Source organism: Cupriavidus sp. GW821-FHT02F09 (assembly GCF_059421605.1).
In genome coordinates this window covers 76,335-99,261 of sequence record NZ_JBWKVH010000015.1, presented here as the reverse complement: position 1 = coordinate 99,261, position 22,927 = coordinate 76,335, and the positions used below count along the sequence as shown (strand labels likewise).

The following is a 22,927-nucleotide window of genomic DNA, read 5'->3' as shown; positions in this document are numbered from 1 at the left end:
ACAGCAAGCGCTGAACATGCCCACCACGCCGCTGGCCCAGAGCCCGTGCGACGACGCAACGCTGCGGACCGCCCCTGGCGGGCCACCCTGCGCCAGGGCCGACGAACCTTGGGTGCTGGCCGCCACCATCCTGGCGTCCAGCATGGCCTTTATCGATGGCACCGTGGTCAACGTGGCCCTGCCCGCGCTGCAAAAGGATTTCGATGCGAGCCTGAGCGGCATGCAGTGGGCGGTGGAGGCCTATGCGTTGCTGCTGGCAGCCTTGCTGCTGGTGGGCGGCGCCTGCGGTGACCGCTTCGGGCGCCGTCGCGTGTTTGCGCTGGGCGTGGCGATCTTTGCAGCCAGCTCGGCCTGGTGCGGCCTGGCCGGCAACATTGGCCACCTGGTCGCCGCGCGGGCCGCGCAGGGCTTGGGCGCGGCGCTGCTGGTGCCGGGCAGCCTGGCGTTGCTGTCGGCCTCGTTCGACGCGAGCCGGCGCGGCAAGGCCATCGGCACCTGGTCCGGCGCCACCGCGATGACCACCGCGCTCGGGCCCGTGGTGGGCGGCTGGCTGATCGAGCATCTGTCGTGGCGCGCGGCCTTCCTGGTCAACCTGCCGCTGGCGGCGGCGGTGCTGGCCATCGTGTTCTGGCGCGTGCCGGAAAGCCGCGCACCGCAGCATCCCGGTGGACTCGACTGGCCCGGCAGCCTGCTTGCAGCGTTTGGGCTGGGGGGCGTGGTCTACGGCCTGATCGAGTCGCCGGCGCAGGGCTGGGGCCACCCAGCCGTGTGGATGCCGTTTGCGGCCGGCCTCGTTGCGCTCGGGCTGTTCGTGCTGGCGGAGACCCGCGTGGCCAACCCGGTGATGCCACCCGCGCTGTTCCGCTCGCGCGCTTTCCTGGGTGCCAACCTGCTCACCTTGCTCCTTTACGCGGCGCTGGGCGGCGGCCTGTTCTTCTTCCCGCTCAACCTGATCCAGGTACAGGGCTATTCGTCGACGCAGGCCGGTGCCGCCTTGCTGCCGTTCATCCTGCTGATGTTCCTGCTGTCCGGCTGGGCCGGCGGGCTGGTGGACCGGCATGGCGCGCGCAAGCCGCTGATCGTCGGCCCGCTGGTAGCGGCCGCGGGCTTCGCGCTGTTTGCATTGCCCGATGCCGCCGCCAGCGGCGGCAGCTACTGGCTGGCCTACTTTCCCGCGGTGCTGGTGCTCGGCGCGGGCATGACGATCAGCGTGGCGCCGCTGACCACCACCGTCATGAACGCGGTGCCGCTGGGCTCGGCCGGCACGGCGTCTGGCATCAACAATGCGGCGGCACGCGTGGCCACGCTGCTGGCGATTGCCATGCTGGGGATCGTGATGGTGCGCGTGTTCGACTACCGGCTGGACCGCTCGCTTGGCCAGTCGGTGGCCAGCGGCGCGGTGTCGGCGCAGGTGGCTCGGTCCGTGCAGGCGCAACGCGCGAAGCTCGCCGCCATCACGCTGCCGGCGGCCACGGCCCCGCAGGTAAAGGCGGCCGTTCGGCGTGCGGTGGACGGCGCCTTCGTGGCCGGCTTTCGCTGGGTCATGCTGCTGTCGGCGCTGCTGGCTGCCGGAGGGGCAGCATGCGCCTGGGCGTTCCTGAGCCCGGCGCGCGGCAAGACCGGCACCGGGAAGGCCGGCGGCTAGCGCATCTAACGCCGCGGCGCCGGCGCCGCGCGCTCGCCCAGGTACACCAGCAGCAGCTCCTCGACGGTGAGGCGCCGGAGCCTGGCTTCGCGGCCGATGGCGCGCTCCAGCTCCGAGAGCTGGAAGGCCTCCACGCTCATGCCGACAGCGCGCGCGTGGCGCGGGGTGATGACCTTGAGCAGCGCCACCACTTCGGGGTTGTCGGCGAGAAAACGCTCATGGGCAAGTTGCAAGCGTTCGGGGGAAAGAGTCATCGGGAAGGGACCGCAATAAGGTGGGTGCAAGGTGGGTGGGGCGCGACGGCCTGGCGCCTGGCGAGCAGGTACGAGGCAGGAATGCACGCCGGCGCCCGCGCATTACACCACAGCCGTGCCGGAGCCCCCAACCGCAGTGCAATCCGCAGTGCAATCGGAACGCAAGCGCAGGCCTCGTGCGTTATTGCGCCTTGGCGGTATAGCGCTCCCGCTCGACGTAGCGGACCAGGTAGTTGCGGGTCTTGGCTTCGGTATCCTGGCTCACCCGCTCAGCGGCCTGGCGCGCGCCATCGCGCCCATGCGAGGACACCATCTGCGCATCCAGGTAATCGCGAAACGCCGTGTGCATGGCGTCGAGCCGAGGCCGGCAGGCCTTGAGCGCAGCACTGGCGAGATCCTGCGCGGAGGCGCCGCCGGCCATGCCGGCATCGGCCTGGCCCTTGGCGCACGTGGTGTAAGCGGCACGCAGCGATTGCCATTGCTCGTTGGCTTCGGATGAGGCTTGCGGATTGGCGGGCACTTGCGAAGCGCAAGCCGCTGCCAGCAAGGTGACGGGGATGAGGGCGAGAACGGATTTCATGTGTCATGGACTTATCCAGCCCGGCCGGGTTCCTGTCCAGATGAAACAGGTTGTTGCGAGGCGCCCGTGCTTGTAGGACGCCGCGCGCCAAAATGCAGCCTCCGTCCTACAGCCATTCGCAAGAATGCTTGGTATATTTCTACAGAAACGGTGAGAGTACGCCGGCTTTTCGGAAAAACCCGAGAATCAGGTTTGCGGCGAGATTTCAAGTTTCTACAAGTGCTGATTACGCCTATCCTTTATGTGGGGTGCGCAAAGTGGCTCCGGGGTATCCGGTGCCGTGAGAGGTAAAACAATCAGGAGAGTGAGCATGGAACGCAGATCGTTTCTGACGGTAGGGGCTGGACTAGTGGTGGCAAGTTCGGGCCTGCTGGGCGCGTGTACGACCACGCCCGATGCACCCACCGACAAGGCCGCCAAGCGCCGCGAGATCGATGGCGGCGTGGATGGTACGCTCAACAAGCTGTATGAGACGGCGAAAGGTTCACGCGAACTCGCCAACCGCGCGCGCGGCATCCTGGTCTTCCCCAATGTCCTCTCGGCCGGCTTCGTCGTGGGTGGCGAATATGGCGATGGCGCGCTGCGCGCGGGCGGCGCCAACCGTGGCTATTACCGCATCATCTCGGGCTCGGTCGGCTGGCAGATCGGTGCGCAATCCAAGGCCATCATCCTGATGTTCATGACCCAGGAAGCGCTCGACAAGTTCGTCGCCAGCAGCGGCTGGACTGCCGGCGTGGACGCTACCGTGGCGCTGGCCAAGATTGGCGCCAATGGCACCCTGGACACCAATACCGCCCAGCAGCCCGTCGTTGGCTTCGTGGTCACCAATGCGGGCCTGATGGCCGGCGTGAGCCTGGAAGGCTCGAAGATCAGCAAGCTCGACATCTGAGGCCACGCAGCGTGCCGGCCTGGCGCCGGCCTGTATGCGGGGGGCCGGGTTGCGAAGGCGACCCGGCCCCTGACTTTTTCCGGCCCTGCTGCCACGGCTGCTGCCACGGCACCGCCACACCAGCCAGACTCCCTCACGCATTGTTACCGCATGCGCCACGCTAACCGGCTAGAATTCGTCCCTTTGGCCGAATTCACATGTGGTTCAAGAATCTCCAGCTGCACCGTCTGTCCGCACCGTGGTCCCTCGCCGCCGAAGAGGTCGAGGAATGCCTGGCGCGCCACGCATTTTTCCCTGGCACCAGCCTGGAGATGCAAACCCAGGGCTGGGCCTCGCCGCGTGACAACGGCGCGCTCGTCCACCAGGTCGGCAAGCAGTTGCTGCTGACCATGCGCACCGAAAAGAAGCTGCTACCGTCCACCGTGGTCAACCAGGTCACCAAGGCCCGCGCTGTGGAGCTGGAAGAACAGCAAGGCTTCAAGCCGGGCCGCAAGCAGATGCGCGAACTCAAGGAGCAGGTCACCGAAGAACTGCTGCCGCGCGCGTTCAGCATCCGGCGCGACACCCGCGTGTGGATCGACCCGGTCAACGGCTGGCTCGCCATCGACGCGGCCGCCCCGGCCAAGGCCGATGAAGTGCGCGGCCTGCTGTTCAAGGCCATCGACCCGCTGCCGCTGGACAACCTGCATGTGAACCAGTCGCCGGTCACCGCCATGACCGACTGGCTGGCCACCGACACGGCCCCGGCCGGCTTCACCCTCGACCAGGAAATGGAGCTGCAATCCAGCGCCGAGAGCAAGGCCACGGTGCGCTATGTGCGCCATCCGCTGGATGCCGAGGACCTGCGCCGCCACATTGCCGCCGGCAAGCGCTGCACGCGCCTGGCGATGACCTGGAATGACCGCGTGTCCTTCGTGCTCACCGAGTCGCTGACCATCAAGCGCGTGGCCCCGCTGGACGTGATCAAGGAGCAGGCAGACCCGAGCGCCCGCGACGACGAAGAACGCTTCGACGGCGACTTCACCATGATGGCCGGCGAACTGGCCAACCTGCTGTCGGACCTGACCGCCGCGCTCGGCGGCGAACGCAAGCTGTAAGCCAGCGCGTCAGCGGGCCGGCCAGGCCGGTTCAAGCTGGATTCAGGCGCCGCCGCCCGGCGGCGCCGCGCCGTAGCCCAGCAACCCGCTGGCGACCCGCGCCTCATGGCGCACGGCCACGGCGATGGGTCCGTCCATCGACGCATCGAAGCCGCCGGTGGCACCCAGCGCGGTGAGCACCGCGCAAATGCGGCCCGTGTAGTCGTACAGCGGCGCCGCCACGGCGCTGATGCCCTTCAGGTTGGTATCGCGCACTACCGCGCACCCGGCGGCCAGCACTTCGCGCCGCAGCACGCCGATGGGATCATCGCGATCCAGCTGCGCGCGCAGGTCCGCCGGCGCCGCCGCGAGCTCTTCTTCCGCCATCGCCCGCACACGCGGCTCGTCCAGCAAGCCCAGCAGCGCGCGGCCCGTGGCCGACCACAGCATCGGCATCACCGAGCCCACCCGCACATTGACCGTCACCGGTAGCCCCGGCTCCTCGAAGCGCACGATGGTCGGGCCCTTGTTGCCCATCACCGCCACAAAGCAGGTCACGTCCAGGCTCTCGCGCAAGCGGACCAGCGACGGCTCGGCGATCCGGATCGGATCAACCTGCCGCATCGCTGCCAGGCCGATCAGCATGGCCTCCACGCCCAGGAAATACTGCTGCGATGCCGACGCCTGCGCCACCAGCCCCTCGTCGATCAGGCTGGCCAGGTAGCGGTGCACCTTGGCCGGACTCTCGCCAATATGCGCGGCCAGCGCGGTCAGGCTGGCGCGCCCGCCGAGGTTGGCCAGGCCCTTGAGCACCGTCATGCCGGTCTGCGCCGATTGCACGCGCTGGCGGCGCTCGCGCGCCGGCGGCTCAGCGGGCATGGCGGCTTCGACCGGGTCAGCGGGATCGCCTGAGGTGCTCGATGCGCGTGAGGTGCGTGCGGCGCTTGGGTCGTTTCTTGTCTTCATGGGCGGAGATTCTAGTGCCGTGCATTGCGCGGCGGCATCAAACCCACGTTAACCCGCATCGCCATATTACGCAATGCGTATATCATTTACGCATAACAACGCCGGACCGCGCTACGCCTCAACCGGCACCCAAACGGGAACAGGAGACAAGATGATCACCATCCGCAAATGCATCGCCGCAGGCCTTGGCCTGGCCGCCATCCCCATGCTGGCGGCCACCGCTGCCGCCGAGCCGGCCTACCCCGCCAAGCCGGTGCGCTGGATCGTGCCGTACGCCGCCGGCGGCGGCTCGGACTTCCTGGCGCGCTCCATCGGCCAGGCCCTCTCGACCCGGCTTGGCCAGCCCGTGCTGGTGGACAACAAGCCGGGTGGCAATACCGCGATCGGCGCGGCGGAAACCGCGCGCGCGCCGGCGGACGGCTACACAGTGCTCTCGGCGGACAACGGCACGCTGGTGTTCAACCCGGCGCTGTACAAAACGCTTTCCTACAACCCGGTCAAGGACCTGGCGCCAGTCACCTTGCTGGGCCGCTTCCCGATGATCCTGGTGGTGGGCCCGGGCATGAACGTCAACACGGTGCAGGAGTTCGTCGCCCGCGCCAAATCCAAGCCGGGCGGCATCGACTACGCCTCTGCCGGCGCCGGCAGCCCACACCATCTCGCCATGGAACTGCTCAAGGTGGAGGCCGGGCTGAACATGGTCCACGCGCCCTATCGCGGCGCCGCGCCCGCGCTGGCCGACGTGGCCGGCGGCCAGGTCCCGGCCATGATGGTCGACCTGGCCGCGGGCGCGGGTTTCATCAAGGGCGGCAAGGTCAAGGCGCTGGCCGTGGCCAACCCGACCCGCCTGCCCCAGTTGCCGGACGTGCCGACCTTTGCCGAGGCAGGTTACAAGAACGTGGAGGCCGCCGCTCTGGTGGGCATGGTGGTTCCCGCCGCCACGCCGCCGGAGATCGTCGCCACGCTGAACAAGCAGGTGGTGGCCGCGATCAAGGACCCGGCCGTCAACAAGCGACTGGTGGACTTCGGCGTGGAACCCGTCGGCAACACGCCGGCGCAGTACGCCGAACTGCTGCGCAGCGAGACCACGCGCTGGCACAAGCTGATCCGCGACCTGAAGATCACGCTGGAGTAACCGCGGCGCACCGCACCCGCCCCCCGCAAACGAGAACACGGAGCAACAAGCATGGCCAACGCTACCCCCAATCCACACGCCTCGGGATGTCCCGTTGACCATCGCTTGCTGACAGCGCAGCGCTCGCCCACCGGCTGCCCGGTCAGCCCAGGCGCGGCCAGCTTCGATCCCTTCGAGGATGGCTACCAGCAGGACCCGCCCGAGTACGTGCGCTGGGCGCGCGAGCAGGAGCCGGTCTTCTACAGCCCCAAGCTGGGCTACTGGGTGGTGACGCGCTACGACGACATCAAGGCGATCTTCCGCGACAACCTCACCTTCAGCCCCTCCATTGCGCTGGAGAAGATCACGCCGACGGGGCCGCAAGCCAACGCCGTGCTGGCGTCCTACGGCTACGCCATGAACCGCACGCTGGTCAACGAAGACGAGCCAGCGCACATGCCGCGCCGCCGGGTGCTGATGGCGCCGTTTACGCCAGAGGAACTCAAGCATCACGAGCCCATGGTGCGCAAGCTCGCGCGCGAGTATGTCGACTGCTTTGTCAACGACGGCCGCGCCGACCTCGTCGACCAGATGCTGTGGGAAGTGCCGCTGACGGTGGCGCTGCATTTTCTCGGCGTGCCCGAGGAAGACATGGACCTGCTGCGCAAATACTCCATCGCGCATACCGTCAATACCTGGGGCCGGCCCAGGCCGGAGGAACAGGTCGAAGTCGCGCATGCCGTGGGCAACTTCTGGCAGCTGGCAGGCAAGATCCTCGACAAGATGCGGCAGGACCCGTCCGGGCCGGGCTGGATGCGCTATGGCATCCGCAAGCAGGTGGAGTATCCGGAGATCGTCACCGACTCCTACCTGCACTCGATGATGATGGCCGGCATTGTCGCCGCGCATGAAACCACCGCCAACGCCACGGCCAATGCCATGAAGCTGCTGCTGCAGCATCCGCGCGCCTGGCAGGAGATCTGCGAAGACCCGGGCCTGATCCCGAACGCGGTAGAGGAATGCCTGCGGCACAACGGCTCGGTGGCAGCCTGGCGGCGCCTGGCCACGCGCGACGTGCAGGTAGGCGGCGTCGACATTCCCGCCGGCGCCAAGCTGCTGATCGTGACGTCCTCGGCCAACCACGACGAGCGGCACTTCGCCGATGCGGATCTCTTCGACATCCGCCGCGAGAACGCCAGCGACCAGCTCACCTTCGGCTACGGCTCGCACCAGTGCATGGGCAAGAACCTGGCGCGCATGGAGATGCAGGTCTTCCTGGAGGAACTCACGCGGCGCCTGCCCCATATGCGCCTGGCAGAGCAGCGATTCAGCTACGTGCCGAACACCTCGTTCCGCGGGCCCGAGCACGTATGGGTGGAGTGGGACCCCAAGCAAAAACCCGAGCGCGCCAACCCCGCGCTGCTGGAAGTACAAGTGCCGGTGCGCATTGGCGAGCCGTTGGGGCATGCAATCAGCCGGCCGGTGGTGGTGGCCAGCGCGACCCAGGCGGCCGAGGGCATTGTGCGGCTGCGGCTGGTGTCGCCCGATGGCAAGCCGATGCCGCGCTGGGCGCCGGGCTCGCACATCGACGTGGAATGCGGCGGCACCGGACTGTCGCGGCAATACTCCCTTTGCGGCGACCCGGACGACAGCGGTGCGCTGGAGATCGCCGTGCTGCGCGAAGCGCAAGGCCGTGGCGGCTCCGCTTGGGTGCATGACAGCGTCAAGGCCGGCGACCGGCTGAAGATCCGCGGCCCGCGCAACCACTTCCGGCTGGATGAGGCCGCGGGCAAGCTGATCCTGATCGCCGGAGGCATCGGCATCACGCCCGTCAGCGCCATGGCGCGGCGCGCGAAGGCGCTCGGCATGGACTACACCTTGCACTACAGCGGGCGCTCGCGTGCGTCCATGGCGCTGCTCGACGAGCTCATCGCGCTGCACGGCGATCGCCTGCATGTCTACGCCAAGGATGAAGGCCAGCGCAACGATCTCACCAGCCTGCTCGGGCAGCCCCAGGCGGATACGCAGATCTACGCCTGCGGCCCCGCGCGCATGCTTGCAGCGTTGCAGGAACAGTGCGCCGGCTGGCCCGGCGATGCGCTGCGCATCGAGCATTTCGAGTCGGCGCTCGCCACGCTGGATCCCGGCCAGGAGCAAGCGTTCGAAGCCGAGCTGAAGGACTCCGGCATCGTCGTCGCGGTCGCCCCGGGCCAGACGCTGCTGGCCGCGCTGCGCGCCGCCAACATCGACATGCAGAGCGATTGCGAGGAAGGCCTGTGCGGCTCCTGCGAGGTGCGCGTACTGGCCGGCGAAATCGACCACCGCGACGTGGTGCTCACGCGCGCGGAGCGCGAAGCCAACACCAAGATGATGGCCTGCTGCTCGCGCGCGAAATGCCAGCGCATCGTGCTGGAGCTATAAGCGCGGCGCTCGCTCAGCCGCCCTGCTCTGCTGCCAGCTTCGCATCGATGCCACGCGCCCGCGCCACCGCCGGGCGCGCGTTGATGCGGTCGATATAGGCCTGCACCACCGGCGTCGCTTCGACCAGCTTGAACATCGTGGTCCAGGTCAGCGCGGTGCCCCACAGCACGTCGGCCGCGGTGAAGGTGTCGCCCAGCAGGTAGGGGCCCTTTTCCAGCTGGCCCAGCAGCGTGCTGATGGTGGTGTCGTAATCCCCGTAGGGGCACATCGCGCGCGGCGTCTCGCGCTGTTGCGAACGGTCCACCAGCGCCGGCTCGAAGCAGGAACCGTAGAATGCCATCCAGCGCAGGTAAGGCCCGCGCAGCGGATCGGTCAGCGCGGGCGCCAGCCTGGCCTGCGGGAACAGGTCGGCCAGGAAGATGAACACGGCCACCTGCTCCGTCACCAGCGCATCGCCATAGCGGATGGCCGGCACCTTGCCCATCGGATTGATGGCCAGGTAAGCCGGCTCGCGCTGCTCGCCGGCCTTCATATTGAGCGGGTGGAGACGATACGGCACGCCGAGTTCCTCAAGCAGGGTCAGCGCGCCGGTGGAACGTGTGTTGGGCGAATGGAACAGGGTCAGTTCGGGCTGGAACATGGCATTGGCTCCGGGGGAAAAATCATGCAACTCGGGGCGAGGGGCGCTGTGAAGCGCGCCATCGCGGATCAAGCGCTGGCGCCGTCGACCTTCTTAGGTTGGAGCTGCGCCAAGTCGACGCCATCGAGGCACCGCACATTGATCGCCGCCACGGCCGAGCCATCCGGCATGCTGCCCAGCGCGTAGGCCTCCACGCCGCAGGTTTCGCAGAAGCGATGGTCGATCACATGCTTGTTGAACTTGTAGGTGCGCGTGGCCTGCGCACCTTCGGTCAGCGTGAATCTATCTGCCGGTGTGAACGACCAGATGAAGCCGCGCTTGCTGCACAGCGAGCAATTGCACTCGATGGCGCCGGCCAGGTCGACATCCACTGCGTAGCGCACGGCGCCGCAATGGCAGCCGCCGGTGTAATGGGTTACGGTCATGGTGGTCTCCGATAGAATTTCGTTCATCTTGCGCATCTTGCGTGCCTGCCGCAGCCCGTAGTTTTACACCGCTATCCCCATGCCCCGATTGGAAAAACGCGACACGCACGCGCCCGTCACCGCTGCGCCCAAAGGCATTGTCGACCCGCTCGGCACGCAACAGCGCATCCGCCTCGGCCGTTATCTGCCGTCGGCGGCGCTGGCACCCTTTGTCGAACATTACTGGATCGTCGAATGGGACCTGGCGGGACACCCACCGCAGGTGCAGCGCGTGCTGCCCTATCCGAACGCCAACCTGGTATTCGACCGCGGCCAGACAGCGCTCTTCGGCGTGGTGCGCGGCGTGTTCGACCGCACGCTGGAAGGCGCCGGCCACGTGCTCGGCGTGCGCTTTCGCGTAGGTGGCCTGCGCCCCTTGCTGGACGAGCCCGTCTGCGCGCTGACCGACACCACGCGTGCGGCGCGTGCGCTGCTGTCATGCGACGCACACCGGGCCGAAATGCTGGTGCTGGATGCCGGCGGCGACGAAGCCATGGTGCGCGCCGCCGAAGCGCTGTTGGGCGGCGCCCTGCCGCCGCCTGACCCCGTCGTGGATCAACTGCAGGCCATCGTCGCGCATGCCGCCAGCGCCGAAGGCCCCGCCAGCGTGGAGTCGCTGGCGCAGCATGCCGGCATGGGCGTGCGCGCTTTGCAACGGCTGTTCCAGGACTACGTGGGCGTATCGCCCAAGTGGGTGCTGCGCCGCTACCGACTGCAAGAGGCCGCATGGCGGCTCGCTCGCGGCGAGCCGGTCGGGCTGGCGCAACTCGCCGCCGAGCTCGGCTACTTCGACCAGGCCCACCTGACGCGAGATTTCACCAGGCTGGTGGGCGTATCCCCGGGCGACTACCAGCGCTCGCAGCAGGGGCCGGCCGGCGCACGCTGAGCGGCAAGTCAGCCCGCGCTGCCGATGTGCGCGGCCAGGTAATCGATCAACGCCCGCACCTTGGGCGGCAGGAAGCGGTTGGGCGGATAGAGCAGCCACACCGTCCCCACGTAGGCGCGTGCCTGCAATTCCCAGTCGGGCAACACCCGCACCAGTTCGCCGGCCTGCAAGGCAAGGGCCGCGGTGAACTCGGGCAGGCTGGCGATGCCAAGATCCTGCTGCGCCGCTTCCAGCCGCGCACCGGCGTGGTTGGCGACATAGCGCCCGCTCACCGTCACGGTCTGCGTCTCGCTGTCGCGACGCAAGCGCCAGCGGTTGTCGTCGGCGGTTTCCCCCAGGTACAGGCAATCGTGCTGCGCGAGATCACGCGGCTGCGCCGGCGTGCCGCGCGCGCGCAGATAGGCGGGCGAGGCGCACAGCACCCAGCGCACCGCGCCCAGGCGGCGCCCGGCCAGGCCGGGCGGCGGGTGCTCGGTCAGCCGGATCACCAGGTCGAGGTCGTCGGCAAGAGGATCGGCCTCGTGGTCGGTAAACAGCAACTGCAGGTCCACTTCCGGATAAGCCTGCAGGAAAGCCGGTACCAGCGGATGGATCACCGTCTTGGCAAATGCGGTCGGCGCGCTGACGCTAACCCTGCCCTGCGGCCGGCCCACCACATGGCCGGCGGCGTCCATCGCCCCCGCCGCGGCGCTCACCACGTCGCGGCAATAGCGGTACACCTCGGCGCCCGATTCCGTCATGCGCACCTTGCGGGTCGAGCGCTCCAGCAAGCGCGTGGCCAATGCCTCCTCCAGACGCTTGATCTGGCGGCTGACAGTGGACGGTGTGCTGCCAAGCTGGCGCGCGGCAACAGAAAAATTGCCCGCGTCGACCACGCGCGCGAACACCGCCATGTCGGGCAGCAAGGCAAAGAGATCAGCTTGGTTCATGAGGCGGCTCGCGGCGGGCAGAGGCGGATTAATGCATATGCGGCATAAAGGCTTTGCATTCCGACCCGATTATCGCCGTGGATGCAAAGCGGCACAATGCAGGACCGAATGCACAAGGTCCACCATGCCCGCGCCAAAAAAACTGTTACTGCTGTCCGACCTGATGCTGCTCGTGGTCGCCGTGGTCTGGGGCAGCAGCTACGGCATCGTCAAGAGCGCACTGGTCTTCTACCCGGTACTCGGCCTGCTGACGCTACGCTTTGGCATCACCTTCGTAGTGCTCTCTCCCACGCTGGCCGGGTTGCGCCGCACCGACGCCGCCACCCTGCGCGGGGTGCTGGGAACCGGTGTGCTGCTGCTCGGCATCTTCCTGTGCGAAACCTTCGGCGTGCTGCTAACGCGCGCCTCCAACGCCGCCTTCCTGATCAGCCTGTGCGTGGTGCTGACGCCGCTGGCGGAGTGGCTGCTGCTCAAGCGCCGTCCAAGCCGCATCGAATGGGTAGCGGTGGCGCTCTCCCTGCTAGGCGCGTGGCTGCTGGCGGGCCACGGCGAACTGGGGTTCAACCTTGGCGACGGGCTGATCCTGGCCGCCGCCGTACTGCGCGCGCTGATGGTCTGCGCGACCAAGCGGCTGGTGCGGGGCCAGTCCATGCCGGCGCTGACGATGACGGCGGTGCAATCCGGCGTGGTCGCCGTCGGCAGCGCGGCCGTGGCACTGGCGCTGGTGCCCGCGCAGTGGCAGCCCCTGCCGTCGTTCTCTGGCCACGCTGCGTTCTGGGGCTGCGTGCTGTGGCTGGTGGCCGCCTGCACGCTGTTCGCCTTCTTCGCCCAGAACTACGCCATCCGGCGCAGCAGCCCCACGCGGGTGGCGCTGCTGATGGGCAGCGAGCCCGCCTTCGGCGCGTTGTTCGCCAGCCTGTGGCTGGCAGAGAGCATCTCCACCACGGCGTGGATCGGCGGCGGGCTGATCGTGGCGGCATCGCTGTTGGCCACAGTGCGCTGGGGCAAGCCTGCAGCCCCCGAGATAGCGCAGGGCTCGCAGGCCTGAAACAGGATCCGTTGCAGCCAGCCGCGGTCATACAATCCGTGCATGCCCATTTGGACAGGCGAGAGGATTCCCATGACGATGACCGATGTGTATGGCCTGCGCGAGCCGGCCCGGGCCGAAATCGACGCCATCAAAGGCCCGGCCGTGATCGAGTTCGGCGCGCCCTGGTGCGGCTACTGCATGCGGGCGCAGCCCCACCTGGCCGGCGCCATGGCCAGCCATCCGGAGGTTGCCCACATCAAGGTCGAGGACGGCAGCGGCAAGCCGCTCGGCCGCTCGTTCCGGGTCAAGCTATGGCCCACGCTGGTGTTCATGCGCGACGGCGTGGAGGTGGCGCGGTTGGTGCGGCCGAGCGAGACACGGGCGATCGAGGAAGCGTTAAGACGGATTGCGGGCTGATGCTGGCCCGCACTGCTGATCGCTGATCCCTGATCGCTTATGCAAGTGCAAAGAAAAAAGCTCCCGAGGGAGCTTTTTTCTTTCTGCGTGGCGGCATTCACCGCTCGGCGGAAACTCAATCCCAGGACAACGCCCCACCGGTCTGATACTCGATGACGCGCGTCTCGAAGAAGTTGCGTTCCTTCTTCAGGTCGATCATCTCGCTCATCCACGGGAACGGGTTTTCCTCGTTCGGGAACAGCTGCTCCAGGCCGATCTGCTGGCAGCGGCGGTTGCAGATAAAGCGCAGGTAGCCCTTGAACATTGGTGCGTTCAGGCCCAGCACGCCGCGCGGCATGGTGTCCTCGGCATAGCGGTATTCGAGGTCCACGGCCTTCTTGAACAGCGCGGTGATCTCTTCCTTGAACTCGGCGGTCCACAGGTGCGGATTCTCGAGCTTGATCTGGTTGATCAGGTCGATGCCGAAATTGCAGTGCAGGGACTCGTCGCGCAGGATGTACTGGTACTGCTCGGCGGCGCCGGTCATCTTGTTCTGGCGGCCCATGGCCAGGATCTGCGTGAAGCCCACGTAGAAGAACAGGCCTTCCATGATGCAGGCGAACACGATCAGCGACTTGAGCAGCTTCTGGTCGTTCTCCGGCGTGCCGGTCTTGAAGGCCGGGTCGGTCAGCGTGTCGATGAACGGGATCAGGAACTCATCCTTGTCGCGGATCGACTGCACTTCGTGGTACGCATTGAAGATCTCGGCTTCATTGAGGCCGAGCGACTCCACGATGTACTGGTAGGCGTGCGTGTGGATCGCTTCTTCGAAAGCCTGGCGCAGCAGGTACTGGCGGCATTCCGGCGCGGTGATCTGGCGGTAGGTGCCCAGCACGATGTTGTTGGCGGCCAGCGAGTCGGCGGTCACGAAGAAGCCGAGGTTGCGCTTGATCACGCGGCGCTCGTCTTCGGTCAGGCCGTTCGGGTCCTTCCACAGCGCGATGTCGCGCGACATGTTGATTTCCTGCGGCATCCAGTGGTTGGCGCAGCCGGCCAGGTATTTTTCCCAGGCCCACTTGTACTTGAACGGCACCAGCTGGTTGACGTCGGTCGAGCCATTGATGACGCGCTTGTCGGCGGCGTTCACGCGGCGGTCCGTCGGCGCGTCGGACGCCGGCAGGTTGCCGAGGATACCCGTGCCTGCCGGCTGCGTGGCGGCCGGCGGCAGCACGCCGTGCTGGTCGACAGAGCGTGCGGCAGCAGGCGTGGCGGTGGGATTCGGCGCGGGCTGCGGGGCAGCCTGCGGGGTGGCTTGAACGTCGTCGTCCCAGCTCAGCATGGTGTGGTTCTCCGTGGAATGCTTTGGTTTGCCGCCGTCCTCGCCGCGCAAGCGGCGCGGCGAGGATCAGGGCAGGTAATGACTTACTGGCAGGCGACTTACTGGCAGGCTTCGCACTCGTCGAAACCGGCGTCGCCCGGGCGCATCGTGCAGACCGCGCCTTCGGCTTCCGGCATGGCCGGCGCGGAGGCGGCGGCCTGGTCGATGCCGGCGGCGCTGATGCCGCCGTCGCTACCCGACGACACGGCGTTGAGCGAGCCGCGCGACACGGTGGACTTCTCCACGTGGGTGGCTGCCATCGTGCGCAGGTAGTACGTGGTCTTCAGGCCGCGCAGCCAGGCCAGCTTGTAGGTGTCGTCCAGCTTCTTGCCCGAGGCGCCGGCCATGTAGATGTTGAGCGACTGGGCCTGGTCGATCCACTTCTGGCGGCGGCTGGCGGCTTCCACCAGCCAGCTCGGCTCGACTTCGAAGGCCGTCGCGTAGATGTCGCGCAGGTCTTGCGGAATGCGGTCGATGCGCGCCAGCTTGCCGTCGAAGTACTTCAGGTCGGCGACCATCACTTCATCCCACAGGCCGCGTGCCTTCAGGTCGCGCACCAGGTAGTCATTGACCACCGTGAATTCGCCCGACAGGTTGGACTTGACGTACAGGTTCTGGAAGGTCGGTTCGATGCAGGCCGACACGCCGATGATGTTCGAGATCGTTGCCGTCGGCGCGATCGCGATGCAGTTCGAGTTGCGCATGCCGTGCTGCTTGATGCGCGCGCGCAGGCTGTCCCAGTCCATGGTCGAGGAGTGATCCACCTCCAGGTAGCCGCCGCGTTCTTCGGCCAGCAGCTTGAGCGAGTCCTGCGGCAGGATGCCACGATCCCACAGCGAGCCTTCATAGGTGCTGTAGCGCCCGCGTTCTTCCGCCAGCTCGCTGGAGGCGCGGTAGGCGTAGTAGCACACCGCTTCCATCGAGGTATCGGCGAACTGCACCGCGGCGTCGCTGGCGTACGGCAGGCGCAGCATGTGCAGGCAGTCCTGGAAGCCCATGATGCCCATGCCGACCGGGCGATGGCGCAGGTTGGAGTTGCGTGCCTTCTCGACCGCGTAGTAGTTGATGTCGATCACGTTGTCGAGCATGCGCATCGCGGTGCGGATGGTCTTCTCGAGCTTGGCGTGATCGAGCACCTGGGTGCCGTCGGCCTGTTGCTTCAGGTGGGCGACCAGGTTCACCGAACCCAGGTTGCAAACGGCGATCTCGCTGTCGTTGGTGTTGAGCGTGATTTCCGTGCACAGGTTGGAGCTGTGCACCACGCCCACGTGCTGCTGCGGGCTGCGGATGTTGCACGGATCCTTGAAGGTGATCCAGGGATGGCCGGTCTCGAACAGCATGCCCAGCATCTTGCGCCACAGCTGCAGGGCGGGGATCTTCTTGAACAGCTTGAGCTCGCCGCGGGCGGCCTTGGCTTCGTAGCCCAGGTAGGCTTCTTCGAATGCCTTGCCGACCAGGTCATGCAGGTCCGGGCAGGTGGCGGGCGAGAACAGGGTCCATTCGCCGGCTTCCATCACGCGCTTCATGAACAGGTCGGGAATCCAGTTCGCCGTGTTCATGTCGTGGGTGCGGCGGCGATCGTCGCCGGTATTCTTGCGCAGCTCGAGGAATTCCTCGATGTCCAGGTGCCAGGTTTCCAGGTAGGCGCAGACCGCGCCCTTGCGCTTGCCGCCCTGGTTGACCGCCACGGCGGTGTCGTTCACCACCTTCAGGAACGGCACCACGCCTTGCGACTTGCCGTTGGTGCCCTTGATGTGCGAGCCGAGGGCGCGCACATTGGTCCAGTCGTTGCCGAGACCGCCGGCGAACTTCGACAGCAGCGCGTTTTCCTTCAGCGCCTCGTAGATGCCTTCCAGGTCGTCCGACACGGTGGTCAGGTAGCACGACGACAGCTGCGAGCGGCGGGTGCCCGAGTTGAACAGGGTCGGCGTGGACGACATGAAGTCGAACGACGACAGCAGCTGGTAGAACTCGATGGCACGGGCTTCGCGGTCCTTCTCGCCCAGCGCCAGGCCCATCGCCACGCGCATGAAGAATGCCTGCGGCATTTCAATGCGGGTCTCGTCGATGTGCAGGAAGTAGCGGTCGTACAGGGTCTGCAGGCCCAGGTAGTTGAACTGGAAGTCGCGCTGGGCGTCCAGCGCCGCGCCCAGGCGGGCCAGGTCATAGGTGGCCAGCTTCTCGTCCAGCAGCTCGGCTTCGATGCCGCGCGCGATGAACTTGGGGAAGTAGTCGGCGTAGCGCGACACCATCTCGGTCTGGGTCACTTCGGCGCCCAGGATTTCCTTGCGGATGGTGTGCAGCAGGATACGCGCGGTGACCTGGCTGTAGGCCGGGTCCTTCTCGATCAGGGTACGCGCGGCCAGGATGGCGGAGTCGTAGACCTGGGTCATCGGCACGCCGTCGTACAGGTTCTTCAGCGTTTCCTTGAGGATCGGCTCGGCGCTGACGGCATCGCCAAGGCCCGAGCAGGCGTTGTCGATCAGGCCATGCAGCGCGCCCAGGTCCAGCACGCGGGCCACGCCCGCATCGGTCACGTTGAACGTGGCGCCGCCTTCCTGCACGCGGGCCACCGCCTGGGCGTTTGCCTGGGCGCGTTCCTGGGTGCGCTTTTCGCGGTACAGCACGTAGGCGCGGGCCACTTCATGCTCGCCCGAGCGCATCAGCGCAAGCTCGACGTGATCCTGCACGTCTTCGATATGGAAGGTGCCGCCGTTAGGGCGGCTGCGCAGCAGCGCGCGGACCACGTTCTGGGTCACTTGCTCGACCACTTCGCGCACGCGCGCCGAAGCGGCGCCCTGCCCGCCGTTGACGGCGAGAAAGGCCTTGGTCACCGCTACCGAGATCTTGCTCGGCTCGAACGCCACGACGGCGCCGTTACGTCGGATGATCTTGTAGTCCTGGTAGCTGCCAGCGGCGGCAGTAGCGGGGCTCGACTGCGCGTTCGCTGCTGCACCGGCGGCGGCGGCGCCGGTGGAAAGTTCGTTCTGGGCTGTCTGCATGAGGAACTCCTGTTCTGACCCGTGTTTTATGAGTGACAAAGAGTCCCGGGCAAAATGCGCAAAAAGGCTCTGACACGCCGGCCGGTCTTACCCGGGAGGGCGCGCTGCTATTGCTGGATTCTGCTGGAACTCTTGTGATGCGCCGGCCCTTCGGTGGACCGCAGTCATTGCTGCGGCGGTAACTGCACACCTAGGCCGGCTCCCCGAAAGCACCACTAGATCTAGTGGTCGATGCGAAAAACTGGACTAAGTATAGTGAAACGGGGCGGATTCACCAGTCTTGACAAGCGCCTTTTTGGCGCGAATTCCAGTACCGGCATGGCATGCGGCGCTGCGCCATACCCGCTAGCCCAAGAGACGCAAGGGAATCCGCCCGACGGTTCGTTACCGCACCGTGACGCGAAATTTTTTTGATTGACCTGACCTCTTCGATAGGCGCGGACTTTATCAGGGTTTTCCCCAGATTGCGGCTATCCCCTAGACCTCGCTTGCAGCCCTTGCCTCAGGGCTGTTCTTTGCGGTAAGGCAGTTGTGCGGGCGCCACGCCGGCTGCGGCGGCAAAACCCGCCCAGTCGAAATGTGGTCCCGGATCCGTCTTGCGTCCTGGCGCGATATCGCTATGCCCCGCCACGGCCCGCACCGGATAAGCGCCTAGCAGGGCACGCACCAGCGCTGCGGTGGTGTGGTATTGGGCCAACGTGAACGGCTGGTCGTCGCTGCCTTCGACCTCGATGCCGATGGAGAAGTCGTTGCAACGGGGCCGGCCGAAGAATTCGGACTGGCCTGCGTGCCAGGCGCGGTCCAGGCAAGACACGAACTGGACCAGCTCGCCCCCTCGCGTCACCAAAAAATGCGCCGACACCCGCACTTGATGGATCGTCTCGAAAAACGGATGGCGGGACGGGTCGAGACGGTTCAGGAAAAAGGCTTCGATATCGCCGCTGCCGAACTGCCCGGGCGGCAGGCTGATGTTGTGGATCACCACCAGGTCCACCGGCGTGTGCGCGGGCCGGGCGTCGAAATTGGGGGACGGCACGTGGCGCGCGGCGGGCACCCAGCCCGCCGGGTCGGGGACGAATGGCGAGTTGGGCGCGAACTTGGCGGCCGGGTCGTGGTCAGGCATCGCGATCTCCATCCGCCGCCAACAGCCCGTCGCGCAGCGCTTCTCTGGTTTCGGCGGCACCGTCGGCCGGGTCGTCGCGGCCCTCGCGGATGCCAAGCTGCTGGATGCGGTAGCGCAGCTGGCGAAAGCTCAGGCCCAGCAGCGGCGCGGCGGCTGTCCGGTTGAAGCCGGTCTGCTGCAGCGCCTGTAGGATCAGGTCGCGCTCGAGCGCTTCGAGCCGGCCGGGCAGGTCGATCGGGAAGGTGGCACGGCAAGCGTCTGCGGCCGCCTCCGCGGCGCGAGACGCCGCAGGTTGCGCAAACAGATCGGGCTGCGCGCCGCCCCGGGAGTCGGCCCGCGCATCGTACGCAAGCTCCTGCATGGTGTCGGGCCGCAAGCCGGACGCCGCCGGCGCGCCAGCCGGCGCAGCCGCCGAAGCCAGGTAGGCGTGCGGCGCGGGCGGGCGTGGCATGGCCGTATGGCCCATGCCCGCGTCCAACTGGCCCAGGTCGTCCACCTCGATGGTATTGCCCTCGGCGAAGGCATAGGCGCGCTCGAGCAGGTTCTCCAGCTCGCGTACATTGCCCGGGAACGCATAGTCGGACAGCCGCTGCAGCGCGGCCACCGCCAGCCGCTTGGGATGGGGATCGCCATAGCGCACCGCCAGGTGTTCCAGGATGGCGCTGGCCAGCACCGGGATATCCTCGCGCCGCTCGCGCAGCGTGGGCATGCGCAGCGCCAGCACGTTGAGGCGGTAGAACAGGTCCTGGCGGAACTGGCCGGAGGCGACCATCGCGGAAAGATCCTTGTGGCTGGCACACAGCACCCGCACGTCCACGCTCTCCTCGCGGCTCGCGCCGATCTTGCGCACGCGCCGTTCCTGCAGCACGCGTAGCAGCTTGACCTGCATCGCCAGCGGCAGGTCCGCCACCTCGTCGAGCAGCAGCGTGCCGCCATTGGCAGCCTGGAAAAAGCCGCCGCGCTCGGCGTCGGCCCCGGTGAAGGCGCCTTTCACATGGCCAAAGAACTCCGACTCCATCAGGGTCTCGGGGATGGCGCCGCAATTGACCGCGATAAAGGGATGCGCCGCGCGCGCGCTGACTGCGTGGATGGCACGCGCCGCGCGCTCCTTGCCACTGCCGGACTCGCCGCTGATGACGATCGGCGCCATGCTGCGCGCCAGCCGCGAGAGCGAGCGCCGCACCTCATGCATGGCCGGAGAATGGCCGGGCAGCAGGTTGACGGCGCGGTCCACGGTTTCGTGCGCCCCGCTGCCGCCGTCACCGCCCTCCACACCCTCGGCGCCATCACGCTGCTGGCGCCCCAGCGCATTCAGGATCAAGCTGCGCAGCTGGTCCAGCGAGACCGGCTTGGCGATGTAGTCGAAGGCGCCCGCCTTGAGCGCCTCCACGGCGTTGTCCGCGCTGCCGTAGGCGGTGATCACGGCCACCGGCACCCGCTCCGGCGCGCTCGATAGCTGGCGCACGATATCGATGCCCAGCCCGTCGCCCAGCCGCATGTCGGTCAGCACCAGGCTATAGCGGCGCGCGGCGAGCTGCTGGCGCGCCTCGGCCAGCGAGCCGGCCAGCACGACATCGTGGCCCATGCGGCGGATCGAGATATCGAGCAGTTCTCGCAGGTCGGCCTCGTCGTCGATGACGAGAATCGGGTCGGGGCCTGGCGTCTTGATTGGCATGGGTCTGCGTCTGGCGATCTGGCGAAGTGAAATCGGGGCGGCTAAACGACGAGAGACTGGCCGCGTGGCCGGTCAAACCAGCGCGGCTCAGCCACCCGCGCTGTCCGGCGCTTCGATGCGCAAGGTCAGGACAAAAGCCTTGGCCGGCAGTGTATCGCGTGCGGCGGGCGCCAGCATGCCGGTCTGCGCCAGCAGCGCATCGATCGAAATCGTGCCATAGCGCACCTGGGCGTCGTTGGCGCCGCAAAGCTCGCGTGCCATGAACAATCCGAGGCCGGTGCCCTGGGCGTTGCTGGTAAAGAAGGGCTCGAACAAGGTGCGCTGGTGCTCGCGCGACACCTCGACGCCATCGTTCCAGACGATCAGCTCGGCATGGTGCTGGTCCAGCGCATGGGCCAGCAGGCGGATCGCCCCGGGCAGGCGGCTGCAATAGCGCCAGGCATTGTCGAGCAGGTTGCCAAGCACCTGTTGCAACTGGGAGGCATCGAAGATGACCGGGCGCGCCACGTCCACCGTGAGCCGGATGGCATTGGCGTTGATCTCGGCCGGACGCGGCACGCGCCGCGCGCCGACCGGGTCGTGGTCGGCGGAGCGGGCGCGCATCTCCAGCCGCCAGCGGCCGACAATCTCCGGCAGCGCCTGGTTCAGGTCCACCGTGGTGCGCTCGGTGCGCGGGCGGCGCGACATCTGCAGCACGTCCGACACCACCTGGTCGAGCCGGCGCACATTATCGTGAATGATGCGCAGCAGCCGCGCATCCACGTCGCCCTCCGCGCGGCCCGCCTCGCCCGGGCGCGCGGCCCGGCGACTGGTTTCGGCCAGCAGCTCGCTGGCCTGGCTGATGGCCGCCAGCGGATTGCGGATCTGGTGTGCCACGCTGGCCACCAGGCGCCCCATGGCTGCCAGCTTCTCCTGTTGTACCTGCTCGGCGATGCGCTCCCAGCTTTCGATATGGACCAGCACCGTGTCGCGCATCTCGCTGCGCAGCAACGCCTCGTCCTCCGGGCGCCACGCCATGGCCTCGCTCTGGGCGATGGCCAGGCGCAGCCGCGCCGCCGCCTCGGGCGACAGCTCGTTCCAGGTGCCGGTGTTCATGGCGTTCTGCGCGCTGAGCGAGACCGACATCGAGGACGCGAAGGTGGAGCGCAGGCTGGCCAGCCCCGGCAGCAAGAAACGCAGCCGCAGCCGCGTATGCAGGATGGGGCCGCGCCCCGAGGATGGCCGCGACGGCAGCGGCAGCAATTGCAGGATGCGGGGCGCATCGTCCTTGCTGCGCACCCAGTCGCGCAGCATTTCCATCAACGGCTGCAGGCGGGGGATCTGGCGCAGGTCGAACAGCGCATCGCGCCCATTGGCGGGCGTGTCCGTGGGCTTGCCCCGTTCGGCAGGCTGCACGCCCAGCAGCACCACCGCGGCCGGGTTGGCCGCCACCACCGCGCCGTTGGCGCGCAGCAGCATCACGCCGTCCTGCATGTCGTTGACCATCAGGCGGTTGACCAGTTGCTGCAGGCGCAGCTCCTGCTCGCGCGCCAGCGCCAGCCGCTCCTGTGCAAGCTGGCGGTTGGCCAGCAGGTACATCAGCGAGGCCGCGATCATGAAGACCAGCCCGTACAGCCCCGAGCCCAGCAAACCCGTGTCGGCCTGGCGCAACAGCAAGGTCTGCGCGAAGGGGGTACTCATCACCAGCAGCGCCGAAGCTGCCGCGGTGAACAGCGCGAACAGCAGGCTGGTAAGCGCGCCGGCCTGCAGCGCGGGCAACAGGAAGATCATGGCGAGCCCCTCGCCGCGATGGCCCTGCGCGTGAAAGATCAGGCCCAGCAGGGCGAGGTCGGCCAGCACCTGGAAGCGCACCCGCAGGTGAAAGCCGCGGCGCCACCAGAGCGTGGCGACCACCATCCCCAGCGCCACCACGGCATAGGGCACGGCCAGCGGCAGCGCGGCCAGGCCGCTGCCGAACCCGCCGCCCAGTCCGCTGCCCAGCGCCTGCGCGGCCCGCTCGGCCTCGGCGCGCTGGGCCGGCAGCCAGGCGTAGCCCAGCAGCAGCGCGGCTACGGCAAGCCGGGTCCAGCAGAAATAGCGCAGCAAGCGCCAGTGGAATTCAGGAGGTTCGGGCTGGCGCCACATCGCCGCGAGGGCGCGCCAGGCATTCAGGCGGGACCAGAACGAGGCCGGCCCGTTCATGCGGCAGGGCTGTCCGGATCGCTATCGGCCGGCAGGTGGGCGCGCCGGCAGTAGTGCAAGCCACGGTAGACGATAGCTTCGCCCTGCGGCAGATGCACCCCGCAGCGCGCGCATTGCACCATGGCTTCCTGCGGGGGGGCAGGCTGGTTGCGCACCGGCGAGCCTTGCGCGGGACCGTGCCGGGTGGCGCGGTCCTCCCGAAAGCGCGCCTGGGCGCGCTGGCGAAGCCACCAGAAACAACCCAGCACGACAGCCAGGACAAGGAAGATGCGTGCCAT

At 67.5% G+C, this 22,927-nt stretch carries 20 protein-coding genes; 8 read left to right on the top strand and 12 right to left on the bottom strand.

Annotated features, from left to right (window positions below; all coding sequences use genetic code 11):
- Positions 1 to 16: 16 nt before the first annotated feature.
- Positions 17 to 1,645 carry an MFS transporter gene (locus AC07XB_RS18670; protein WP_492374663.1) on the top strand — a complete coding sequence of 543 codons (1,629 nt, stop codon included), beginning with the start codon at positions 17 to 19 and terminating at the stop codon, positions 1,643 to 1,645.
- A gap of 5 nt (positions 1,646 to 1,650) precedes the next feature.
- Here the strand turns inward: AC07XB_RS18670 and AC07XB_RS18665 are convergent, their stop codons facing one another.
- The gene (locus AC07XB_RS18665; RefSeq protein ID WP_144409844.1) at positions 1,651 to 1,899 is read right to left on the bottom strand and encodes a DUF6388 family protein; all 249 of its coding nucleotides are present in this window, start codon (positions 1,897 to 1,899) and stop codon (positions 1,651 to 1,653) included.
- A 181-nt stretch (positions 1,900 to 2,080) separates the two neighbouring features.
- On the bottom strand, positions 2,081 to 2,479 hold the full coding sequence (locus tag AC07XB_RS18660) for a hypothetical protein (RefSeq protein ID WP_492374664.1): 399 nt from the start codon (positions 2,477 to 2,479) through the stop codon (positions 2,081 to 2,083).
- Positions 2,480 to 2,789: 310 nt separating this feature from the next.
- Here AC07XB_RS18660 and AC07XB_RS18655 point away from each other — a divergent pair, with 310 nt between their 5' ends.
- The gene (locus AC07XB_RS18655) at positions 2,790 to 3,368 is read left to right on the top strand and encodes a BPSL1445 family SYLF domain-containing lipoprotein (RefSeq protein ID WP_441633879.1); all 579 of its coding nucleotides are present in this window, start codon (positions 2,790 to 2,792) and stop codon (positions 3,366 to 3,368) included.
- Positions 3,369 to 3,565: 197 nt separating this feature from the next.
- Entirely contained in the window at positions 3,566 to 4,465 is a 900-nt protein-coding gene (locus AC07XB_RS18650) for a recombination-associated protein RdgC (protein ID WP_043349676.1), read from the top strand.
- Between the two features lie 42 nt (positions 4,466 to 4,507).
- Here AC07XB_RS18650 and AC07XB_RS18645 read toward each other — a convergent pair whose 3' ends face one another.
- Positions 4,508 to 5,263, bottom strand: coding sequence for an IclR family transcriptional regulator (locus tag AC07XB_RS18645; RefSeq protein ID WP_492374686.1), 756 nt, complete (start codon positions 5,261 to 5,263; stop codon positions 4,508 to 4,510).
- A 298-nt stretch (positions 5,264 to 5,561) separates the two neighbouring features.
- Here AC07XB_RS18645 and AC07XB_RS18640 point away from each other — a divergent pair, with 298 nt between their 5' ends.
- Both AC07XB_RS18640 and AC07XB_RS18635 read left to right on the top strand, forming a co-directional pair.
- Positions 5,562 to 6,545, top strand: a complete 984-nt coding sequence (locus AC07XB_RS18640; RefSeq protein WP_174423017.1) for a Bug family tripartite tricarboxylate transporter substrate binding protein — start codon at positions 5,562 to 5,564, stop codon at positions 6,543 to 6,545.
- 51 nt (positions 6,546 to 6,596) lie between these two features.
- On the top strand, positions 6,597 to 8,945 hold the full coding sequence (locus AC07XB_RS18635) for a cytochrome P450/oxidoreductase (protein ID WP_492829114.1): 2,349 nt from the start codon (positions 6,597 to 6,599) through the stop codon (positions 8,943 to 8,945).
- Between the two features lie 13 nt (positions 8,946 to 8,958).
- Here the strand turns inward: AC07XB_RS18635 and AC07XB_RS18630 are convergent, their stop codons facing one another.
- A complete protein-coding gene (locus tag AC07XB_RS18630) occupies positions 8,959 to 9,585 on the bottom strand; it encodes a glutathione S-transferase family protein (protein WP_492808029.1) in 627 nt (208 codons plus the stop codon).
- 68 nt (positions 9,586 to 9,653) lie between these two features.
- Entirely contained in the window at positions 9,654 to 10,010 is a 357-nt protein-coding gene (locus AC07XB_RS18625) for a GFA family protein (RefSeq protein WP_492808031.1), read from the bottom strand.
- 79 nt (positions 10,011 to 10,089) lie between these two features.
- Here AC07XB_RS18625 and AC07XB_RS18620 point away from each other — a divergent pair, with 79 nt between their 5' ends.
- A complete protein-coding gene (locus AC07XB_RS18620) occupies positions 10,090 to 10,935 on the top strand; it encodes a DUF6597 domain-containing transcriptional factor (protein WP_492374668.1) in 846 nt (281 codons plus the stop codon).
- Positions 10,936 to 10,943: 8 nt separating this feature from the next.
- Here the strand turns inward: AC07XB_RS18620 and AC07XB_RS18615 are convergent, their stop codons facing one another.
- On the bottom strand, positions 10,944 to 11,864 hold the full coding sequence (locus AC07XB_RS18615) for a LysR family transcriptional regulator (RefSeq protein WP_492374669.1): 921 nt from the start codon (positions 11,862 to 11,864) through the stop codon (positions 10,944 to 10,946).
- Between the two features lie 124 nt (positions 11,865 to 11,988).
- On the opposite strand from AC07XB_RS18615, the gene AC07XB_RS18610 reads away from it, so the two are divergent.
- Both AC07XB_RS18610 and AC07XB_RS18605 read left to right on the top strand, forming a co-directional pair.
- On the top strand, positions 11,989 to 12,912 hold the full coding sequence (locus AC07XB_RS18610) for a DMT family transporter (protein ID WP_492829111.1): 924 nt from the start codon (positions 11,989 to 11,991) through the stop codon (positions 12,910 to 12,912).
- Between the two features lie 72 nt (positions 12,913 to 12,984).
- Entirely contained in the window at positions 12,985 to 13,311 is a 327-nt protein-coding gene (locus tag AC07XB_RS18605) for a thioredoxin family protein (protein WP_492374671.1), read from the top strand.
- 115 nt (positions 13,312 to 13,426) lie between these two features.
- Here AC07XB_RS18605 and AC07XB_RS18600 read toward each other — a convergent pair whose 3' ends face one another.
- The 6 genes from AC07XB_RS18600 to AC07XB_RS18575 form a co-directional block, all read right to left on the bottom strand.
- Complete coding sequence (locus AC07XB_RS18600; RefSeq protein WP_150986839.1) at positions 13,427 to 14,629, bottom strand: ribonucleotide-diphosphate reductase subunit beta; 1,203 nt, start codon at positions 14,627 to 14,629, stop codon at positions 13,427 to 13,429.
- Positions 14,630 to 14,727: 98 nt separating this feature from the next.
- Positions 14,728 to 17,670 carry a ribonucleoside-diphosphate reductase subunit alpha gene (locus AC07XB_RS18595; RefSeq protein WP_492829109.1) on the bottom strand — a complete coding sequence of 981 codons (2,943 nt, stop codon included), beginning with the start codon at positions 17,668 to 17,670 and terminating at the stop codon, positions 14,728 to 14,730.
- Between the two features lie 502 nt (positions 17,671 to 18,172).
- Positions 18,173 to 18,793 carry a 1,6-anhydro-N-acetylmuramyl-L-alanine amidase AmpD gene (gene ampD / locus AC07XB_RS18590; RefSeq protein WP_492374673.1) on the bottom strand — a complete coding sequence of 207 codons (621 nt, stop codon included), beginning with the start codon at positions 18,791 to 18,793 and terminating at the stop codon, positions 18,173 to 18,175.
- The gene (locus tag AC07XB_RS18585; RefSeq protein WP_492374674.1) at positions 18,786 to 20,468 is read right to left on the bottom strand and encodes a sigma-54-dependent transcriptional regulator; all 1,683 of its coding nucleotides are present in this window, start codon (positions 20,466 to 20,468) and stop codon (positions 18,786 to 18,788) included. The genes ampD and AC07XB_RS18585 overlap by 8 nt, the downstream gene beginning before the upstream one ends.
- Positions 20,469 to 20,555: 87 nt before the next feature.
- The gene (locus AC07XB_RS18580) at positions 20,556 to 22,649 is read right to left on the bottom strand and encodes a sensor histidine kinase (protein WP_492374675.1); all 2,094 of its coding nucleotides are present in this window, start codon (positions 22,647 to 22,649) and stop codon (positions 20,556 to 20,558) included.
- Positions 22,646 to 22,927, bottom strand: coding sequence for a PP0621 family protein (locus tag AC07XB_RS18575; RefSeq protein WP_492374676.1), 282 nt, complete (start codon positions 22,925 to 22,927; stop codon positions 22,646 to 22,648). Before AC07XB_RS18575 ends, AC07XB_RS18580 begins: the two co-directional genes overlap by 4 nt.

Bases quoted from the DNA above. Each gene is read 5' to 3' on its own strand.
- AC07XB_RS18670 (WP_492374663.1), top strand. From the start codon at position 17: ATGCCCACCACGCCGCTGGCCCAGAGCCCGTGCGACGACGCAACGCTG.
- AC07XB_RS18665 (WP_144409844.1), bottom strand. From the start codon at position 1,899: ATGACTCTTTCCCCCGAACGCTTGCAACTTGCCCATGAGCGTTTTCTC.
- AC07XB_RS18660 (WP_492374664.1), bottom strand. From the start codon at position 2,479: ATGAAATCCGTTCTCGCCCTCATCCCCGTCACCTTGCTGGCAGCGGCT.
- AC07XB_RS18655 (WP_441633879.1), top strand. From the start codon at position 2,790: ATGGAACGCAGATCGTTTCTGACGGTAGGGGCTGGACTAGTGGTGGCA.
- AC07XB_RS18650 (WP_043349676.1), top strand. From the start codon at position 3,566: ATGTGGTTCAAGAATCTCCAGCTGCACCGTCTGTCCGCACCGTGGTCC.
- AC07XB_RS18645 (WP_492374686.1), bottom strand. From the start codon at position 5,263: ATGACGGTGCTCAAGGGCCTGGCCAACCTCGGCGGGCGCGCCAGCCTG.
- AC07XB_RS18640 (WP_174423017.1), top strand. From the start codon at position 5,562: ATGATCACCATCCGCAAATGCATCGCCGCAGGCCTTGGCCTGGCCGCC.
- AC07XB_RS18635 (WP_492829114.1), top strand. From the start codon at position 6,597: ATGGCCAACGCTACCCCCAATCCACACGCCTCGGGATGTCCCGTTGAC.
- AC07XB_RS18630 (WP_492808029.1), bottom strand. From the start codon at position 9,585: ATGTTCCAGCCCGAACTGACCCTGTTCCATTCGCCCAACACACGTTCC.
- AC07XB_RS18625 (WP_492808031.1), bottom strand. From the start codon at position 10,010: ATGACCGTAACCCATTACACCGGCGGCTGCCATTGCGGCGCCGTGCGC.
- AC07XB_RS18620 (WP_492374668.1), top strand. From the start codon at position 10,090: ATGCCCCGATTGGAAAAACGCGACACGCACGCGCCCGTCACCGCTGCG.
- AC07XB_RS18615 (WP_492374669.1), bottom strand. From the start codon at position 11,864: ATGAACCAAGCTGATCTCTTTGCCTTGCTGCCCGACATGGCGGTGTTC.
- AC07XB_RS18610 (WP_492829111.1), top strand. From the start codon at position 11,989: ATGCCCGCGCCAAAAAAACTGTTACTGCTGTCCGACCTGATGCTGCTC.
- AC07XB_RS18605 (WP_492374671.1), top strand. From the start codon at position 12,985: ATGACGATGACCGATGTGTATGGCCTGCGCGAGCCGGCCCGGGCCGAA.
- AC07XB_RS18600 (WP_150986839.1), bottom strand. From the start codon at position 14,629: ATGCTGAGCTGGGACGACGACGTTCAAGCCACCCCGCAGGCTGCCCCG.
- AC07XB_RS18595 (WP_492829109.1), bottom strand. From the start codon at position 17,670: ATGCAGACAGCCCAGAACGAACTTTCCACCGGCGCCGCCGCCGCCGGT.
- ampD (WP_492374673.1), bottom strand. From the start codon at position 18,793: ATGCCTGACCACGACCCGGCCGCCAAGTTCGCGCCCAACTCGCCATTC.
- AC07XB_RS18585 (WP_492374674.1), bottom strand. From the start codon at position 20,468: ATGCCAATCAAGACGCCAGGCCCCGACCCGATTCTCGTCATCGACGAC.
- AC07XB_RS18580 (WP_492374675.1), bottom strand. From the start codon at position 22,649: ATGAACGGGCCGGCCTCGTTCTGGTCCCGCCTGAATGCCTGGCGCGCC.
- AC07XB_RS18575 (WP_492374676.1), bottom strand. From the start codon at position 22,927: ATGGCACGCATCTTCCTTGTCCTGGCTGTCGTGCTGGGTTGTTTCTGG.